At 37.4% G+C, this 19537-nt stretch carries 15 protein-coding genes; 5 read left to right on the forward strand and 10 right to left on the reverse strand.

The features are described from left to right. Positions 1 to 157: 157 nt before the first annotated feature. The 6 genes from IW15_RS15505 to IW15_RS15530 all read right to left on the reverse strand — a co-directional run bounded on the left by IW15_RS15505 (position 158) and on the right by IW15_RS15530 (position 10263). Entirely contained in the window at positions 158 to 3712 is a 3555-nt protein-coding gene (locus IW15_RS15505) for a hypothetical protein (protein ID WP_034713170.1), read from the reverse strand. A gap of 178 nt (positions 3713 to 3890) precedes the next feature. Continuing rightward, entirely contained in the window at positions 3891 to 6341 is a 2451-nt protein-coding gene (locus tag IW15_RS15510; RefSeq protein WP_051882079.1) for a hypothetical protein, read from the reverse strand. Between the two features lie 89 nt (positions 6342 to 6430). Then, a complete protein-coding gene (locus tag IW15_RS15515) occupies positions 6431 to 6955 on the reverse strand; it encodes a hypothetical protein (RefSeq protein ID WP_034713171.1) in 525 nt (174 codons plus the stop codon). 79 nt (positions 6956 to 7034) lie between these two features. Further along, positions 7035 to 7424 (reverse strand): hypothetical protein, encoded by a 390-nt coding sequence (locus IW15_RS15520; RefSeq protein ID WP_131368570.1) that lies wholly within the window; start codon positions 7422 to 7424, stop codon positions 7035 to 7037. 384 nt (positions 7425 to 7808) lie between these two features. Continuing rightward, positions 7809 to 9629: a hypothetical protein gene (locus IW15_RS15525; RefSeq protein ID WP_034713177.1), complete on the reverse strand. Its 1821-nt coding sequence runs from the start codon at positions 9627 to 9629 to the stop codon at positions 7809 to 7811. A gap of 238 nt (positions 9630 to 9867) precedes the next feature. Further along, positions 9868 to 10263: a hypothetical protein gene (locus IW15_RS15530; RefSeq protein WP_131368571.1), complete on the reverse strand. Its 396-nt coding sequence runs from the start codon at positions 10261 to 10263 to the stop codon at positions 9868 to 9870. An 829-nt stretch (positions 10264 to 11092) separates the two neighbouring features. On the opposite strand from IW15_RS15530, the gene IW15_RS22375 reads away from it, so the two are divergent. After that, on the forward strand, positions 11093 to 12685 hold the full coding sequence (locus IW15_RS22375; RefSeq protein ID WP_165585206.1) for a response regulator transcription factor: 1593 nt from the start codon (positions 11093 to 11095) through the stop codon (positions 12683 to 12685). Positions 12686 to 12850: 165 nt separating this feature from the next. Here the strand turns inward: IW15_RS22375 and IW15_RS15540 are convergent, their stop codons facing one another. Genes IW15_RS15540 through IW15_RS15555 form a run of 4 tightly spaced genes read right to left on the reverse strand, consistent with a single transcriptional unit; the run spans position 12851 to position 14511 of the window. Further along, on the reverse strand, positions 12851 to 13177 hold the full coding sequence (locus IW15_RS15540) for a hypothetical protein (RefSeq protein WP_034713182.1): 327 nt from the start codon (positions 13175 to 13177) through the stop codon (positions 12851 to 12853). Between the two features lie 58 nt (positions 13178 to 13235). Next, on the reverse strand, positions 13236 to 13670 hold the full coding sequence (locus tag IW15_RS15545; protein WP_034713186.1) for a transposase: 435 nt from the start codon (positions 13668 to 13670) through the stop codon (positions 13236 to 13238). A gap of 3 nt (positions 13671 to 13673) precedes the next feature. Then, positions 13674 to 14105, reverse strand: a complete 432-nt coding sequence (locus tag IW15_RS15550) for a hypothetical protein (protein ID WP_131368572.1) — start codon at positions 14103 to 14105, stop codon at positions 13674 to 13676. A 22-nt stretch (positions 14106 to 14127) separates the two neighbouring features. After that, positions 14128 to 14511: a hypothetical protein gene (locus IW15_RS15555; protein WP_034713191.1), complete on the reverse strand. Its 384-nt coding sequence runs from the start codon at positions 14509 to 14511 to the stop codon at positions 14128 to 14130. A 332-nt stretch (positions 14512 to 14843) separates the two neighbouring features. Here IW15_RS15555 and IW15_RS15560 point away from each other — a divergent pair, with 332 nt between their 5' ends. The 4 genes from IW15_RS15560 (at position 14844) to IW15_RS15575 (ending at position 19533) form a co-directional block, all read left to right on the forward strand. Then, complete coding sequence (locus tag IW15_RS15560; RefSeq protein WP_034713193.1) at positions 14844 to 16088, forward strand: site-specific integrase; 1245 nt, start codon at positions 14844 to 14846, stop codon at positions 16086 to 16088. 458 nt (positions 16089 to 16546) lie between these two features. Beyond that, positions 16547 to 17179 carry a Crp/Fnr family transcriptional regulator gene (locus IW15_RS15565; RefSeq protein WP_034713196.1) on the forward strand — a complete coding sequence of 211 codons (633 nt, stop codon included), beginning with the start codon at positions 16547 to 16549 and terminating at the stop codon, positions 17177 to 17179. A gap of 73 nt (positions 17180 to 17252) precedes the next feature. Further along, a complete protein-coding gene (locus tag IW15_RS15570; RefSeq protein WP_034713198.1) occupies positions 17253 to 18047 on the forward strand; it encodes a sulfite exporter TauE/SafE family protein in 795 nt (264 codons plus the stop codon). Between the two features lie 73 nt (positions 18048 to 18120). Then, positions 18121 to 19533, forward strand: coding sequence for an MBL fold metallo-hydrolase (locus IW15_RS15575; RefSeq protein ID WP_034713201.1), 1413 nt, complete (start codon positions 18121 to 18123; stop codon positions 19531 to 19533). The last annotated feature ends 4 nt before the right edge of the window (positions 19534 to 19537 follow it).

Genomic DNA, 19537 nt, shown 5'->3' on the forward strand with positions numbered 1-19537 from the left:
TGCTTTATTGCTCATTGTATCATGGTATTACTTATTTTTTATTATATAATTCACCACAGTCAACTACAGTTAATTGACTAAAATTGATAGTCTTAGCCCCGTTCCATCCAATACTTTCCGGAGCTAAGTTTCTATCAATTATTGAACCTGTACTTTTCTAATCAGGACAAGTTTGTGTGGAGATACAGTGCCAGGCCATGGTTGCATCACCTTCCTTAAGAGTGTACATCTTCATGCATTTGTTGGTAATATCATACACCATCATACCCTCTACAGGAGTTGTAATAACAGGAGTTATTCCATCAGCAGCAACAGGTTGATTGGATGCATTGAACTTAACCCTGTTCGGAACAAAACCTTTTGTTTTTGCTTCCAGAGCCAGCCAGCCACCTTGTCTTACCATTGGCCAGTTGTCTGTACTTCCGGCGCCGGCTCTTCCAAGAGCGGTAATTCCTACTTTTGTAGGTAATGCAGGATTGCCGGTGGTAGCAATAGCACCTGGTTTATAGCAGGAGGTTTTTCCTTCAGCAAATGTTATGTATCTTAGAGTATTATCAGCGTTGAAATCATTCATAAATACCCATCTGCCACCTGTAAATATTCCGTTGATTGTTTTTACATTTATTGTGAAAGCTGCATCATCTGCTACAATCATTTGAATATTGTTTCCGGCTGAGAATGCCACTCCATAGGCTGAAAGGTCTGCCTCGAAGTATAGACTTCCAGGAGTATTTGAACGTTGAGATAACCACGTTCTCTGGATTCTATGCAGTGTATTTCCGGCAATCATGATGTTAGTAAGTGGTGTTGTTGTAACATTGTTATCTCCAAGCAGGAAGTATGTTTTATCATTCGTAAATCCTGTTCTTGCTGCAAGTTGGTTCGGAGACGCAAAATCATTGATTGTGGCCATCGTAAGAATCGTTCCTGCATTGACACTTTTCGATACCTTTTGTTCTAACATTTCAATATCGTCACGAGATATTCCAAAGATATTATTGTTGAACGTGGTATTGGCTGCTCCATTCCACACTATATTTCCATCTGTATTCAGATAGTGGTCTGTATTTACCTGTCCCAGCGTAATACCATATTTGATGGCAAGATAGGAATCTACTCTTCTTCTTTCTGTAACTGTAAGGTTACCTTCTCCATAAACAATCGTTTCTCCCAGATTTCCAACAAAACCTCCATTATCACTTCCATTGGAGCCTATCTGCGTAGAACCGAAGGTATGTCCTCCGTTTAGAAAGTCTATGGAGGTATGTGTTCCACTCATGGAAACGACACCTCCGTTGATTCCTTTACCAGTAGTGGTATTTAATAGATTGTGATATACAATGCTTGGAATAGTTGTTGACCGTATTCCTCCGGGATTAGCAAGATATCTATACCCTTCATCGGCTCTCACTCTTTCTGTTCTATTGTCATACATATCACCAAAGCCATCCCAATAGTTGATACTGCCACTTAATTTAGAATTGTCTAATAAAGAGCTAAATATTCTTCCATTACTGCCAGGGTTTGATAGTCCGTCTTTTGTCAAGATAAAGATATCATAGGTATTATTGCCAAAGGTTCTTACTGATGTATTTCCAATAGTTTGAGTGTTTGCAGTAAAGTTGACTCCAGGGTTGAAGTTAAAATAACTGGCAGCACCCAACTTGAATTTTGGCAGGGCATTGGTTCCTAATTGTGCTGAAGTAGTTCCTGAGAACTGATCCGTCCATGCCGTAATATCTGTTCCGTCTCCTGTGTTAACGGCGTCTTTATCAGCCCGGTACCAATAGGAAAGGTTATTCACAACCCCTCCCGGAGCACGTCCGAAACCTGCAAAAGTGAAGAACTGTCCATTACTTAAGGTTACATTGGCTGTGTTGTAGATCACTCCATTGATGGTAACTTCCGTTGCCATTGGGGTAAAGCTATCTGTTGTATCAAACATCTCATCCGGAGATTGCACCAGATACAGGTTTTTGACTCCTTTTGGCCAGGCAACTGTTACTTGTCCAACATTTTTTGTGTTCTGGGTTTTCCAAATTGCTTCAAAACGGAAATTCGTTTCACCGTTAGTTCCGCTCGTATAAGCTAAAGGCATTTTCAGCCCTTGTTTCAGATTATTGTCTCCAACCATTAAGAACTGCTGGTTGCTTGGTAACTCAGTATTATTGGATGCATTACTCTCGGCAAGTCCTGTTGTAGAGATCACAAGCTTCTGACCACTGTTGACACTTGCTGACTGTTTTTGGTTCAATACAGTGACCTCATCTTTTGCAATACCGAAGATATTGTTATTGTATCCGGTATTGTTGGTTCTGTCCCAAATCACATTGCTGTCTGTGGAAAGATAATTTTCACTCAGGGTAACACCGTTCTTTACAGCAAGGTAAGTATTGATTCTTGACTGTTCATTGGTTGTTAAGGTACGTTTGTACCAAATAACTTCCATGATGTCACCAGGGAAAGCACCGGCAGCATCCCATCCGGCTTGACCTACCCTTAGGTTACGACCATAAATCTGGAATTTATTCGTGTTGTTGAAGGTAGTTGTTTCATAAGCACCATTCAATCCTAATCTTTTTTCTCCACCCGAGAAAGTAGATGTTCCTCCGTTGGCAACAGAATTATCAGCTATCGTTGAGAATACATTAGAAACACCGATATTGAAGGTTGTAGAAAAATCCGTTGAGGTGGTAACATTATAATATTCATAATGTCTTGGCTTTCCATTGGCAATTGAGGCTGCAGGTTCAGAAGCATAGGTTGCATCATCATCAATTCCCGTAATACGTCCGGTTCCTGCCGTGGTAGGTCTTATTGCGGAGAAAATGGAATGAGAAATATTAGGCAGCTCTCCATTGGTAGGGTTCATTACTGAAGCATTATTATAGAATAATTTCGAAGCGCTGTATCCTGTAGTATACGGATGGAAGTTATGGGCTTTGTCAGCTGAAGAAAGAGCCCACGTTCCTACGGCAGGAATATCATTAGCGTTGATGGAATTGTCTTTCCATGCGGTTGCGATATCTGCTGCATCATCAGATCTGATCCAGAAATCTGTTCCGGAAACCCCTCCAGGAGCGTATAAATATCCTGCAAATGTAAAATATTGCCCATTAGCTAATGTTACATTGGCTATGTTGTATACTACACCATTTACGGTTGTTTCCGTTGTCATTGGGGTGAAAGTAGACGTTGCATCAAAAACAGAACTGGAAGACTGTACCAGATACAGGTTTTTAACCCCTTTAGGCCATGCCACCGTCACAGTTCCTACAGCATTGGTATTCTGAACCTTCCAGATCGCTTCAAAACGATGATTGGTTTCTCCATTCATTCCTGTTGTGTATACTAATGGCGTGTTCAGGATTTGTTGAAGACCATTGTCTCCTGTGATAAGGTATTGCAGATCGTTGGCTATTCCTGTACTATTAGCAGCATTAGTGTCCGCAAATCCTGTTGTGGAAATAACAAGCTTTTGTCCGTTATTTACACTTCCTGACTGTTTTTGATGCAATACAGTAAGATTATCTTTTCCAATACCGAAGATATTGTTGTTATACCCCGTATTATTGGCTCTGTCCCATATTATATTATTGTCGGTAGAAAGATAGTTCTCGTTTAGTGTAACCCCGTTTTTTACAGCGAGATAGGAATTTATCCTTGATTGTTCATTCGTTGTCAGTGTACGTTTGTACCAAATAACCTCCATAATGTCACCAGGGAAAGGACCGGGAGCATCCCATCCTGCTTGACCAATCCTTAGATTACGCCCATAAATCTGGAATTTATTTCCTGCACCAAAGCCGGAAAAAGATTCATAAGAACCGTTTAGTCCTAATCGTTTCTCTCCTCCTGTGATAGCAGATGTGCCTCCGTTGGCAACCGTATTATTTCGCTATTGCAGAGAATATATTGGAAATACCGGTATTGAAAGGTATTGAAAAATCCGTTGAAGTGACTGTATTAAAATATTCGTATTGTCTTGGTTTTCCGTTCGCAATTGAAACTCCAGGCTCTGCAGCATAGGTTGCATCATCATCGATCCCTGTAATACGCCCTGTTCCGTTATCTGCTGTAGGTCTCGCTGCTGAGAAAATAGAGGTATTGGTATTCGGAAGCTCTACATTCCCCAATGGATTCATTACCGAAGTATTATTGTAAAAGAATTTAGAAGAAGAATACCCCGTAGTATAGGGATAAAAGTTATGACTTCTGTCTGCTGGTGATAAGATTACCCCGCCCACATTTGGGATATTGTCTGCATTAACAGAGTTGTCTTTCCAGGCAGTAGCAATAGTTCCGGCATCGTCTGATTTTACCCAGAAATCTGCTCCACTTACACCTCCCGGCCCCGGAGCAGTAACGGAAACTGTTAAGTCACTTGTACTGCTGCAACTACCTGTGGTAACCGTCCATCGGAAAGTATAACTGCCGGAGGAAGTAAGCCCGGTAACATTGGTATTGTATGCTGACGGCGTTGCAATCACCGGATCGGCAGCTCCGGCTGGCTTTGAGATCATGGTCCATAAACCTGTAGATGACATGCCTTGATTATTCCCATTGAGGGAAGTTTGTGATGCGCCTATTGCTAAGGTTTGATTGGATCCTGCATTGGCATTGACCTGTGGGGATACAAATATGGAAAATGTACCCTCCGGAGAAGTCCCTGAGCAGGCATATTCTTTATCAATGAATCCGGGATCCACACCTCCTGCATTAGGAACAGCTTTTATTTTGAAGACATATTCTCCTTGCTTATCCAGATTACTTATCGTGGTAGAGGTATTGGTAAATGTTCTGAGATTACTGGCTTCATAAACAGGATTGGCTGCTCCGGTTGGCTTAGATACTAGGGTAAAGTCATATTTGCCGGAAAACTCCTGAAGATAACTGGTGTTAACTACTCCTTGATATACCGTAGGTAAATGAACTGTAGCGGTCACAACACCGGAACCAGTGTAACATATTGTAGTATTAGGAACCGTCACATTCGGACGGCTGCCATCTGAAATATGAATATAATAATCCTGACTATTACCACAGGTTCCATTTTTGATTGATAAATTAACGATGTAGGTTCCCACTCGCCAACCTCCGGCAGGGGGTGTTGCTACTACATTTCTGTTCATCGTTCCAGCTCCGTTCAAAACCAAAGAAGGATTTCCTCCCGGAGGGACAATCCCGGAATTGCTAACTGCTGTGGTAAGCGTTGCCGGGTCTGAAGGATCAACCTTGAAATAGAAAGTGATAGGTGTTGTTTTTCCTGCCATATTGCAGTATACAGCGCCACCACTACCACTTGCATAGTAAGATTGCATTTGTTCAGGATGGGAAGCATCAATAAAACTTACTAGTTTAGGATCTGTTCCATTGTAATTATAGGTAATCTGAGGAGTAGTGTATGTTCCATTGGCATTGGTGACAGTGATGGTGAATACATAGCTTCCTGTAACATTTACACCATTGAAGTACATTGAATTATTCCTTATCTGATAAAATGAAATATTACCTCCAGCCGGCTGACTGATGACATTAATGGTCACGGTGGTCCCAAATGCAGGATTTCCCGATGAGTTTGCCGTATTGCTTGCAAACATTGGAGAAGTTCCGCTCAAATTGATATACCGGTTGGTATCTGTTGAAGGATAACATCTGTTATGAGTTGCAGGAAGACTTATTTGAGGATTAGGAATGAATCTGACAATAGCATCATCTTCGTACCAACAGTTTGGATTGTTGATAGAGGTTATCCTTAATACTGCACGATAAGCCGGATCAATGTCATGATCAGCTTTCTTTACAAGGGTCAGGGTAGGAGTTGCCGTTGTCGTATTAGACATGGTTGCATTTGTGGTAGTGGTTTGACTATAAAATTCCTTATTATAAATGTTGTAATAAGTCCACGATGCGGTGTACCCTGCCGGTATTACTGCATTTAAGGTTGCCGTACCTGTAATGGCAGAAACATTGGTGATGTCAGGTCCTGCAGTAAACGAAGAAATATCACCTGGTGCTGTAATAGTTACCTGTGAGGTAGCTGTTCCTGTAGTACAGTTTTGGGCAATCTGGAATACATAATTTCCGGGCGAAGTCATTCCTGTAACATTGGTATTGTAGCCTGAGGGTGTTACAATAACCGGGTCCGGTGCACCGGAAGGTTTGGATACTAGAGTCCATAATGGACTTCCAGCTGTACTTCCGCCGGGGCTTCCTGATAGACTGGCAGAGGTACCGCAAATGACGGCATTGGCTCCTGCATTGATGTTGCAGTTTTGTGCCAGAATCATCATATTACCCATAATCAGGAATATGAAGAAAAAGAGGGTTTGTTTTTTCATGATTTTATAGTTTTTAGCCGGATTTCCGACAAAGGGTGTTTTTAAAGAATGGGACTAGTAAAACTGTATTTCTTTCATTTTTTATTGGTTTAAGGTTTCCAAAAACTCCAAACTGTACCGTTGTATACAGCTATTTGTTTCTTCACGGTGTCATAAGCCATCATTCCGGGGGCAGGGTTAATAATGCTGACATGTGGGCTCGCCATTTTAGGTAATATCATCGCCTTGTTGGTATCAGTTAAAACCAATACTCCCGGTGTGCCGTCTGTAGCTGCTGCTGATCCGATGGCTGTTTTTGCCGTTGTAGATTCAATTTTGCTTGTTTGGAGCGAAATGTTTGCTGTTCCCGTGTTGTCAACACTTAAATCGGTCCACGTACCGGAATCCTTCAGGTATTTTACTTTGTGGTCGGTGGTATCATAAATGATCGTACCGTTCTCGGTAATTCCTGTCTTCGTTTCTACGTAAGGAAGTATCAATCCCCGATTTTCTGTATCTGCAAACTCCAAGGATACCGAAGCATTGGTCACTGTCGATTTTCCTATGGCAATCTGAGACTTTACAGTACCCGTTACAGCAAGTAGAATTGCTATGGGTAGAAGTAGTTTTTTCATGATTTTTAATTAGGTTTATATGAATGGAATGTTTTCTTTCTTGATATTGTTCTTTCCAAAAAAGGATGGTTTGTTATTCTTATGGATTTACATTCAACGTCAATCCGTTGCAGCTTTGTCCTCCTGCCATTATGTTTACAGAGGTCGTTCCGGAAGCAATGGGAATACCATTGATGTTGTATACCAGGTTTCCGGTTCCTATGCTGAAGTTTCCGGCTGTAAGGGTAAATGTCAATCCATTCTGGGTGAAACTTTGTGCCGTGTAAGTCCCACCATTACCGCCAGTGTAGGGTATTGTAAGTGTACCTGTATATGCAGCCCCTTGAGTAGCCGTTGCTGGGGTGAATGATGCAGACGAGCAAGTAAATCCTGAAACAGTACCGGATGCCGAATCCAAGCATCCGGACCACTTTGGAGGATCATCTTGGTATGCTTTTACGCAATGTTCGGACGTATCAAAGACCAACATACCTGGTTGCGGATCGTTGATGACTGTGGTGTTGGATACTCTATTCAGATAAAGTGCCTTGTTGTCAGCACCGAGGTCAAGGTCAGAGCTGGGGTGTGGAGTTGGGGTGCCTAAGCCGACCTGACTATAGGAGAGGAACCCGAATATGAGTGCAATGCCAGTCATTATTCTTTTAAATATATTATTAGGTTTCATTTAGTGATTTTTTATTGGTTTCAGAGTAAACCAAACCTTAGTATTGATGGCTAGTTGGCTTTCTGTTTTATAGGAAAGAAGTCATTTGGCAAAAGTTATGACTGTTTCAAAAACTTCAACCAGAACATAATATTTAGTAAGGTTTGGTGTCTTTATATATATCTTTATTGTCCGTATTGGGCATGCTCATCACTCCTGAATGCAACGTACGGATTTGGCCTTATCTACTTCACAATTGCCTATATTAGGTCCAACAACAGAACTATTCATTACAGTATATGTTTGAGTACCATTATAACCATCTGCTACCGAATAGACGGGAACGCTTGGGTTAAATATTACCGTATCATCAAAACCCTCTCCGGCATAAGTTAATTTTAACTTTTGGGTAGTTGAATATAGACCATTACTTCCGGCAGCCGTAATTTCTGCCTGCCATTCTACTTTTACAGGCACTTTGAAGCCTTGAGGACACGGATTGTTGGAGGAAGAAGCAAGCCATCTGTTTCCTGCTGGTGGTACAGTAGCTGATGTCCATTCACTAGGAACGTGACTAGGAGCTGAAAATATTCTATATGGATAGGTAGGACTCCAGGTTGCTACCTGTCCATATACAACTCCTGATTTAAAAGTCCCATAACTTGAATTACTAATATTTCTTTCTAGAAGCTCATGCCCATCGGCTTTCCTACCCCATTGCAAGAGGGAACCCATAGCATTTACATCTGTGGTGCTCGTTGCCTGTTGGGTAAGGTTAAATGCCGGATGATCCAGATTAGCATAATTTGCCCCAAGGTTGTTGTTCAGCCATATTTTGCCGTCTTCTGCCTGTATTGGCAGATAAAGAAAATTATGATCATATTTGTTATTATTGTCTATTTGCCCAAACATTCTGTCCGGAATGCCCGGTATGTCACGCAGTTGATAAGTAGTGAGTAGCCCAGCCTGGTTGTATGGATATTGGAAAGTACCTAATAGCAATCCCAGATAATCATTCCCTATTCCTGCATTAATGTCTAATTTCTTGGCATTCAAGGTTCCGCCAATGGATTTGAGGGTAGCGGTAATAGAAGTACTGGAGGTTGTAAGGGTTTGTGCAGCCCAGGATAATTGTACTTGTCTGGATATACCATCCTGTGTAAGATTTGCCGGAATGGTAATCGTATTACTCCATGGTGCAACAAGTCCGCCACTTCCTGTTACGGTAGCCGGAATGTATACGGTAATGCCAGTAGTGGTGAGGCTTCCCTGTACATCAACCAATGTATCTGTATTACCATCAGCATTTATTACAGACGTGTTGGCTGGCGCTGTAGGCTTTGTGTAAGGCAGATAATCATTATCATATATAGAGGCTATCCAATACTTATTGTTCTGTGCCAATGTAACTGTTCCGGGTAATACACCACCGGGATTGCCTGTTGCGGGATTTACGGTAAGGGATATAGCATTAGCTCCGGAACAACTTTGTCCTCCAATAGTAATATTTACTGTGGTAGTTCCGGCTGTGGCAGGAGTTCCGGTAACATTATAGACCACATTGCCATCTCCGGTGGCAAAAACACCTAAAGGAAGGTTGAATGTGAGCCCATTCACAGTAGTGGTTTGGGCTGGATATACTCCGCCGTTACCTCCGGTGTAAGGAACAGTTAATGTTCCTGTATAAGGTTGACCCACTGTTGCAAAATTGGGTGTAAAATAAGCGCCAGCACAATTAATACTCGTAACTGCGCCTACAAGTCCGCTGTTTCCTATAATACATCCAGACCATCCTGCCGGATTACCTTGGTATGCTTTTACACATTTATCGGTCAGGTCATATATAACCATTCCGGATTGCGGATCGTTTATTACTGAAGTATTGGGAACTCTATTTAGATAAAGTGCCTTGTTGCTTGAAGCCAGTTCTAAAGAAGCACTGAGATGCGGGTTTGCAGTACCGATTCCTACTTGTCCGAAAGCAGTGATACTAATAAGGAATGTTGCTGGTAAAATTGTTTTTTTTTTCATTTTAAGAGGTGCTTAAATGTATGTCAGGATGAACCCTGATGTGTTTTTATTCTTTCAAGTTTTTTTTAGGCTTAGGTTTGCCGTGTGATATTCTTTACGTTATGATTTGAAATATCATCATCTGTTTTATTTGGGTCAATACATGATACTGCCTGTTCGCGTCGGATAAGCCCGGCGAAATGGATGAATCATGCTGAATTTTTCGCTGAAAATGATGGGAACTGCCTGATGAATTGAATTAAGCAGTAGCTCTTTTGATGAATGGTGGCGGGCGGTTGAAATTTCGGAAAAACTTTAGGTTTGAAAGCCATTGATCTTTATGAACCTTTTTCAGAAAAATGTCCAGTAAATAAACTAATGTCGGTGTTTTGTTTTCGGACCCAAACAGAAGGAATTTCATCGTATGCTGATTGGGACTTACAATCTGCTTATCATGGTCGGAAATAGCCAATAGGGATTTTTCTGATGGAGTATTCCTGATGAATATTGATACGGCTTTAGGGCTGTTTTCAACTCTTTGAGAAAAAATCTTCTCTTTTTTCTGGTTCCTTTTGTTGGATGCGGTTAAATTCTTTCTTTTGAAAGTTTTCTCTATTTTTTCCTTTTTTGGTTGGGAAACATGTACTTGCTCCATCCCTGAAATTATAGTACCCTCTGATACAACTATAAAAGTTGATGTAGAGTCTGATAAAGGAGCTTCGTTATGGACACAAATGGCCTGTATGATCTGAAAGTTGATTAACAACAAGATGAATAAGAAAAACCTCCTCCCTCCAAGTGTATGAAGAGAGAAGGTTTGGTTCATCATGTTATTTTCAGAATCGGTTATCATTTTGATGCAATATTATGATTACAACAATACCTGTACAAACTTAATACTGGAATAATTCGGAAAGATTCATATGCTTATTAATCTATTTTACAAAATATGTATATTGAAAATCAATAAGTTATGTTTTGTTGTTTTGTTTGTGTAAGATTTAAAAATGATCCCAGATAGGTATTCGAATTTTTTCATTTTATATTTCATTAAATTTGTGCAAATGATAATTATGAATAAAATTTATAGGATAAAGACTGAATTTCATGAGGATTATTGATCAATACCAATTTATTTTTTATCATTTTATTTAGCTATTTCCCAAAATGTAAAATAGGTAGATTACGAATCCATGATGAAAGGGATGATTATTGAAAAACGGCAATAAATCGAAAAGAATAAAGAAGCCATAGATTTAAAGCAAAAGGAGTCCTGTTACTTCAATTAAATGCTGCATGGGCCAAAAATGAAGTTTGAAGAAGGTCTTTTATTGCATGTTTTAAAGTTATTGGCCGTCAGAAGCATAGAAATAATAACCATTATGAAATATAAACTTATGTCTAAAAAAATATCTTTGCACATATCTTGCCTTGAATGGACAGGCTATCAGTTTTTTCAAAGATTACACACTAATTATATCTCTTTGTTTTTTTTTCTTTTTTTCTCTATCGCAAATGCTGAAACAATTTTATGTCCTGAAAATAAAAAAATAGATCAATTAATAGATCAGGCAACTTCTCTCAACAGCAACGGGAAAAGTAAAGAAGCTCTCAAACTGTTTCAAAAAGCTAATGATCTCGCTAAGGCTGTTGAGTGTGAAAAAGGGGAATTGAATGCAACAAAAAATATAATGTTGATCTATTCCGAAGCTTATGACTATAAAAAGGCCTTGGAAATATCAAATAGAGCAAGAGATTTGGCACTTAGCCAGGAAGATTATAAAACATTATCTACTTTATGCAATAAAAGGGCGATATTATTTGAAAATTTGGGGATATATGATGAGAGCCTAAAGGAGTATGAAGCAGCTCTGAAATATGCAATATTGATTGCTGAACCAGATCAGAGGTATTATCAGACTTCTTTGGTTTATTATAATATGGCTCCGTATTATCAGGGACAGTCAGATAAAAAGGTTTTGTATTATCTGGAAAAAAGCAAGGAAGAGATATTGAAAATAAGTGATACTAGTAAGGAGGTTCCTTTAGACAAAAAGCTTGATATGTTGGTCTCAATAAATATGAACCTAGGAATTCACTTCCGGGATTCCAAAAATAAAGGAAGAAATGTGAAGTTGTCTGAATTCTATTTTATGCAGGCTTTAAAGCAACTTCATTTAATTAAGAAAGAAGTAAATCTGGAAACTAAAATCGATTTATATCAGGCACTTCAAGAATTGTATCAAATGAAAAAAGATTACAGGAAAGCAATACAATATGGTGAGAATATGCTGGCTATGGAGAGATCTAGCAGCATGCCTTATAACCGAAGAGTGGGTTATATGGTTTTGGCGAAATCTTATCTGGGGATTGGTGATAACTCTACCTCTCAAAAATATCTTGATCTTTTTTCAAAATTGAATGATAGTATTAATTCCGTAGAAAAGCAAGCTGTGGAAGATCCTGTAAAAAAAGTGATTTCAGACACTAAAATCAACGGCGAGAAAAAGATTACAAGAATCGCTGCCATTTCTTTCGGTATCCTTATCCTAATGACTGGAGGAATGTTGATATACCGACGAAGAAGCCATAAAATTATTCACAAAAAATATGAAGATCTGATTGGTAAAATACTAAATGAAAACGAAATTAATAAAATAGAACAAAGCTCAGACAGACATAATAAAAACAATGGAATAAAAACTGCTATCACAATTACTGATGAAACAGTAAAGGTATTACTCGTAAAGCTTGAAAAATTTGAGACTTCAAAGAAGTATCTTCGAAAGGATTTGAGCCTTACCTGGATGGCTAATAGCCTTGCAACCAATCCAAAATATCTTTCAGAAATAATAAAAACCTATAAAAATCACAACTTCACAAGTTATATCAATGAGCTTCGCATCAACTATATTATTAAGAATCTTTATGAAAATCCAATTTATCGGGAATATAAAATAGCCTCTTTGGCAGAAGAGTGCGGCTATGGTACGCCAAGGGTTTTTGTTAATGCTTTTAAACAGCAAACAGGTTTTACACCGTCTTATTTTGTGGAACAGCTGAAAACTGTAGTTTAATGTATTTAAATTATATTATAACACCGGAAATTTATCTACAAGTATTTGGTACTATGGAAAATACTGTAAAAGAGTGTATGGGCTCCAAAGATTATTGGAAGATTAGTTTGAATCAAATTAATGATATTAATTAAGTTTACTTTTTTTATATTAAATCTAAATTTATTATAAAAATTGCTTTTTCCACTTTGCAATGGTATTTCTACTCATTTTGAAATGAATTGCCAGCTGAGAATTATTTAATTGATGCTTCTTTTGGTAGTCGAGTATTTTTAGGATTGCATGTGTATTATATGAACGAAGTTTCTGATTGAAGATTTGGTCAGACTGATCTTCGTTTTCAAATATTTTTTTATTGATATCGATCACCTCTAAAACCGATAATTCCTCTTTACCGGCCAGGAATTTCATTATTACTTTTTTTTCGGGAAATTTTTTTGTGATGATATCCATGTATATTTTTTTGTAGTTTACCGGAATGGGCGTTTTCATATATTATCTATAAAAAAGGGGGTAGAAGTTCATTTTATAACACGTATTGGATCTTATCTTAACGGTTGTATTTTTTAATCCACCGGAAGAGTGTAGATTTAGGAATGCCATATTCTTTGATGACCTGAAGCGTGGTTTTTTCTCCTTTTTCTATTGTTTCCAGTATAAAGTATATCATCTCTTTGGTGTAAATATTTTTTCGGAATTTTGGAAGCTGGGAATTTTTATTATCTGTAACCATATTATAGCCGGCAGAAGATGGAGGTGCATATAATATAAGATGTTGGGTGTAAATTCTGAAAAAATCATATTCCAGCAATTTGCTCCAGCGTAAAAGAACAGCCGTTTCCATACTCTCTGCCGTATACATTTTGTGTATCTCCTCTTCTCCTTGTTTCATAAAAGAGCATATCCGGTCAATATCGACAGAAGACTCATGAACACATTGATGAATCAATTCACCGATATGTATATTTTTGAAATCTATAGACATATATCAATTTTTTATTTCTTCAAATTCTTGTTGTATTTTTTTGATCTGGGCACTGCCGATCCTGTATAACCTGACTTTAAAATCAATAAATTCCTCATTTTCTTTTCTTAAGGTTAAATAAAGGCAATTGTTTTTAATGGAAAAATCATGAAACAGATGGGTGGGAAATTCTATGAAAGGAACCATCCATTTTTTTTGAAAAGGATGATGGTATTGTATAGTGATCACCATACCTGAATTCTCAAATTCAAAAATTCTGATTCTGGATAATATGATGAGCAAGACAGCCATGATAAAAATAGCTGTTTTTAAAATTACTGTGCTATATGTAAAGGACAGCATACTGCAAAACATGATTACAAATGCATCTAAAGCAATGAATAATAATATGCCAAAACTCAGTAGGGTTGTACTTTTTCTGTTGTCTAATTTCACGATATCTATTATTTTACAGTACTTAGTCTTTATGATTGGTCTTTTTAAACATGGAGAAATAAATGATGAAAGCAACAGCAATAGCCAGTAGAACCGGAATAAACATGTCGACCTCGGCAGCATAGACCTCTTTATCCGGTTCAGGAGGAGATTTAGGGTGCTTATTTTGCTCTTTCTTTTCAGATTGATGTAATGTTTTTGTAAGGGAATCTTTGGACTTTGAAACTGATTGTATTGTATTATTCTTTATTTTATTGGTATTGGGTTTCAAGTTTTCTCCAGTTTTATTTTCATTGTTGATACTGTATTCAGTTCTGTTTACCTCTTTATCGGAAGAGTTATAGTAGGCTGTTACATTAATAAATAATAATATAAGACAGGATGAAATAATCAGTTTTGTTTTCATAACATAATTGGTATATTGGTGTTGATAATTAAAAATATTAAGTTTTATTTTTTTATAAATAGTCCTGACTAGACTAATTTTTAGTTCTATTAGTCTCTTTCATACTGTTTTTATTTTGACTAATACAAAATAATAATGCATAAAAAGTGATTTTTATACTATTTTATTATTTTGTAAAGTGGATATATAAAGTCATTATTGTTTTGTTAGACAATAATTTAGTAAAGTTTGGTTTTTAACGAAAAATGTGTAATTTTGTTAAAAATAGTAGTCTAGTCAGGACTATTTTTTGTATTAAATTCGCTGGTAATTAATATTTTAAATTTCCAGTAATGACAATCAAATTCTTTCTACCTCAAAATACCCTTCTTAAAAATATTCATGTTAGCCTTACTGATGATAAGCATAGTATCAACTGTCAGTTTCGTACATGCCTTAGGATTTCTGAAGAAGAATGGGATTTTGCAAAACAGCGTCCAAAAAATATTTATTTGAAAAAATACAAAAAGCTTAATGCCAGGTTAGACCGTATTAAAATCAGAATTACAGAATATATCAAGGAAAGACAGAAGCAAAAAAAGCTTATCAGCCAAAGGCTTTTGTCTAAAGAAATTCAAAAAATAAGTATAGAAAAGCAAGAAATCTATCCTGAGAATTCTCTGCTTTATTTTTTGAAGAATTACATCTCATCCCGAAAGGAAATGATATGTCCATCAACATTTAAAAGATATAATGTTTTTTGCAGACTGATCCAGAGGTTTGAGGGTTTTATGATGAAGCATCTGCTTATAGAAGATATCAATTCGGATTTCGTTAAAGATTTTATTGTATTTGGAAAGGACGAGGAATACAGTGAAAATACAATATACAGAACCATACATTTTGTGAAGACCATACTGAATTTTGTTGAGCGTAAGGGCATAAGAACTGCCGTAAGAGAGCTTGAGATACGCAGGGAAAGACAGCATAAAGAAGTAATTACGCTTACGGAAGAAGAAATCAAAAGAATTAAAGCCACAGATTTTCCAAATGAATTAAAAGATGCCAGAGACTGGCTTTTGATCAGCTGCTATACAGGACAGAGAATTTCTGATTTCATGAACTTTGGCAGGGAAAAACTGAAAGATATTAACGGGAAAAGCTGTATTAATTTTGTACAGAAGAAAACAGGTAAAGAAATTGTTCTTCCTCTTCACCCTACGGTCCTGAATGTCATCAGGAGAAATGAAGGGAATTTTCCTAAACCACTTTACTATCAGAAATATAATGAGCAGATTAAACAGGTGGCAATGCTGGCCGGGCTCGCTCAGTTTATCAAAGCCCGAAAGCGCAGTGGACACCGGGTTAAAGATGTTGTAATAGAAAAGTGGCAGGTTTTAACCAGTCATATAGGAAGGAGAAGTTTTGCCACAAATTTCTACGGGAAAATTCCGACCCCTCTTTTAATGGAAGCCACAGGCCATGGAACTGAGCAAATGTTTATGAAGTATATAAACCCTATTAACAATGAAAGAATAGTATGCTTGAGCAATTACTTTGATAAAGTATACGGCGAGATGCTGGAATGTGCAGTTTGATAAGATTAGCTGAGTTTATCTTTCACATCATGAATTGAGATGATATATTACCTTACTTAAATGCATCCGTATCGGGTAATTTCCCGAGAAGAAATATGAAGTGGAGGAAGTAGAAATTAGTGAACCTATTTACTTCACAACAGTTTCTGCATACAGTAGATATGGGTATTTTGTATCAAACACTACCTTATATTTTCCGGATTCCATTTTCACATTTTTAATTGCTGTGAAGGAATCCTTTATGTTTAGTAAAGAACTTTTCTTGATTACATGGATTGATTCTGTTGAAAGGGTTCAGTAACGTTCGTATAAATCCATTTTAATCCTTTCCAGTTCATTGTTGACTATGTCGATGACGTCCATTTTAAACTACAAAATGCTGCAGTGTACAATGGTAACTCGGATTGCGTGTCTATAATTATAAAATAAAGTGTACATTCGGCCTATAGTATTAATTAATGATTCATCACATATTTTCTTCTGAATTCGGTTCTTCTCAAGAACTAATCGATAAACTTTACCAAAACGGTATCAGGAAAGCATATCAGGAAGGTGATGTTATTCTGGATGAGAATGCCTCCATACGCTCGATACCGATTGTAATGAAAGGATTGCTAAAAGTAATCCGGACAGAAGAAGACGGCAGAGAAATTTTATTGTATTACATTAAAGCAGGTGAAAGTTGTATTATGTCATTTCTTGGTGGAATGCACAATGAGAAAAGTATTGTAAAGGCCGAAGTGGAAGAAGATTCCGAAATCCTCTTTTTACCTGTGGAAAAAGTTTCTCTTTTCATCAAAGAATACCCGGAATGGCTGGATTATATTTTCAGGCTTTATCATAAACGTTTTGAAGAATTGTTGGATATTATCAATGCTATTGCTTTCAAAAAAGTGGATGAAAGGTTATTAAATCTGCTCCATAAAAAATCAGAGCTGTCTCAGTCAAAAATAATAATTATTACACACGAACAGCTTGCCAACGAGCTTGGTACGGCTAGAGTAGTAGTGTCCAGACTTCTGAAACAGTTGGAAGATTCCGGAAAACTAAAACTGGGCAGAAACAAAATCATCCTTTCAGATTCTATATAATTTTCCTATGTAACAAAAGTAGCTGTACAGCATCAGAGATATTTCCATTTTTGCTTTATAAAAGTTAAAGAAAATGGAAGTTTTTGGTTATGCAGCATCGGTTTTTATCGGTATTTCTTTAGGATTAATAGGCGGTGGCGGAAGCATTCTTACCGTTCCTGTTTTGGTTTATCTTTTCGGAATTGATGCTTTTTTGGCAACAGAGTATTCACTTTTTATTGTCGGAATCAGCAGTATGGTGGGGTCATTTTCTTATTTAAAAAAAGGCCTGGTCGATCTTAAGACTGCTTTTATTTTTGGCATTCCATCAATCATTTCCATTTTCGTTACCCGAAATTTTCTTCTCCCTTTAATTCCCGATGAAGTTTTTAGAATGGGAAACTTTATGGTAACCAAAGACATTTTTCTTCTGTTGCTATTTGCAGGGTTAATGATCACCGCTTCCTATAAAATGATTCAAAAAAAGATGGAATCAAAAACAGAAATAGTTCCTTCACAAAATAGCAATACACTGTTGGCGGCAGGAGAAGGTTCTGTTGTCGGGATTTTAACAGGTCTGGTAGGAGCTGGTGGTGGCTTTATGATTATTCCTGCACTCGTCAATCTGTTGAAAACACCTATGAAAGTCGCTATCGGAACTTCTCTTGTTATCATTTCTTTAAATTCTCTGATCGGATTTTTTTCATCAATGAATCACGTCAAGATTGAATGGAATTTATTGGGAAGAATTTCCGCAATTGCCGTTGTCGGAATCATCATTGGCTCACAATTATCAAAGAAAATTGATGGTAAAAAACTGAAACCTGCGTTCGGTTGGTTTATTCTGGTGATGGGAATTTACATCATTATTAAAGAACTTTTCTTTTAAAAATTCTTATGTAACAAAAGTGGCTGTAGGAGAAAAATTATAAAAAGAAATTTGCAATCAATAAAATAGAAAAATGAAAATAGAACAAATTTATACAGGATGTCTGGCTCAGGGAGCTTATTATATCGTTTCTGAAGGCGAAGCAGCGATCATTGATCCTTTAAGAGAAACTCAGCCTTATATCGACAGACTTGAAAAAGATAAGGTACAATTAAAATACATTTTTGAAACCCATTTTCACGCTGATTTTGTAAGTGGTCACGTTGATTTAAGTAAAAAAACGGATGCACCGATCGTGTATGGACCAACTGCAAAGCCTAAATTTAAAGCCATTATAGCTGAAGATAATCAGATTTTTGAAGTTGGGAAAATCAAAATCAAAGTTTTGCATACACCAGGGCATACGATGGAAAGCTCTTCCTTTTTATTAATTGATGAAAACGGTAAAGAAAAAGCTCTTTTCAGTGGAGATACTTTATTTCTTGGCGATGTTGGGCGCCCGGATCTGGCTCAGAAAGCGGCTAATATGACTCAGGAAGAACTGGCTGGACTTCTTTACGACAGTTTATACCAAAAAATTCTGCCTTTAGACGATGAAATTATTGTTTATCCGGCTCATGGAGCAGGTTCTGCCTGCGGGAAAAATATGCAGAAAGAAACGGTTGACACGTTGGGAAATCAAAAGAAAACCAATTATGCACTGAATCAGAAAGACAAAGAAAGCTTCGTAAAAGTTGTTACAGACGGACTTCTCCCTCCACCGTCCTATTTTGGGATGAATGTGGCGATGAATAAGAAAGACTATAACAGTTTTGATGAGGTCTTGTCTAAAGGTCTTCATGCGCTTTCTCCCAAAGAATTTGAGGAAATAGTAAAACATTCAGAAGCTTTGATTCTTGATGTGAGAAGTAATGATGAGTTTGCGAAAGGTTTTGTTCCCCAATCCATTAACATTGGATTAGACGGAGATTTTGCACCTTGGGTTGGCGCTTTGATTGTAGATGTAACACAGCCGATTTTATTAATCACCGATGAAAATAATGAGGAAGAGACGGTTACAAGATTGAGTAGAGTAGGGTTTGACCATGTTTTAGGTTTTCTGAAAGGAGGTTTCAATTCCTGGAAAAACAGTGGCAAAGAAACAGACAAGGTTCATCGAATCTCTGCACAACAGTTTGAAAATGAAATTAGGGGTAAAAATGTTACAATCATTGATGTAAGAAAGGAAAGCGAATACAGCGCAGAGCACGTTGATGAAGCCTATAATAAGCCTTTAGCTTATATCAATGAGTGGATTAATCATCTAGACACTAATGAACCTATTTATCTACACTGTGCAGGTGGTTATAGAAGTATGATGGCGGCGAGCATTCTTCAGGCAAGAGGCTACCGAAATTTTACTGAAATTGAAGGCGGATTTAATGCAATTGCACAAACCAGTATTCCTAAAACCAATTTCATTTGCCAAAGTAAAGTTTTGAAGTAATTTA

It is taken from the genome of Chryseobacterium soli, from assembly GCF_000737705.1.
Taxonomy (GTDB): domain Bacteria; phylum Bacteroidota; class Bacteroidia; order Flavobacteriales; family Weeksellaceae; genus Chryseobacterium; species Chryseobacterium soli.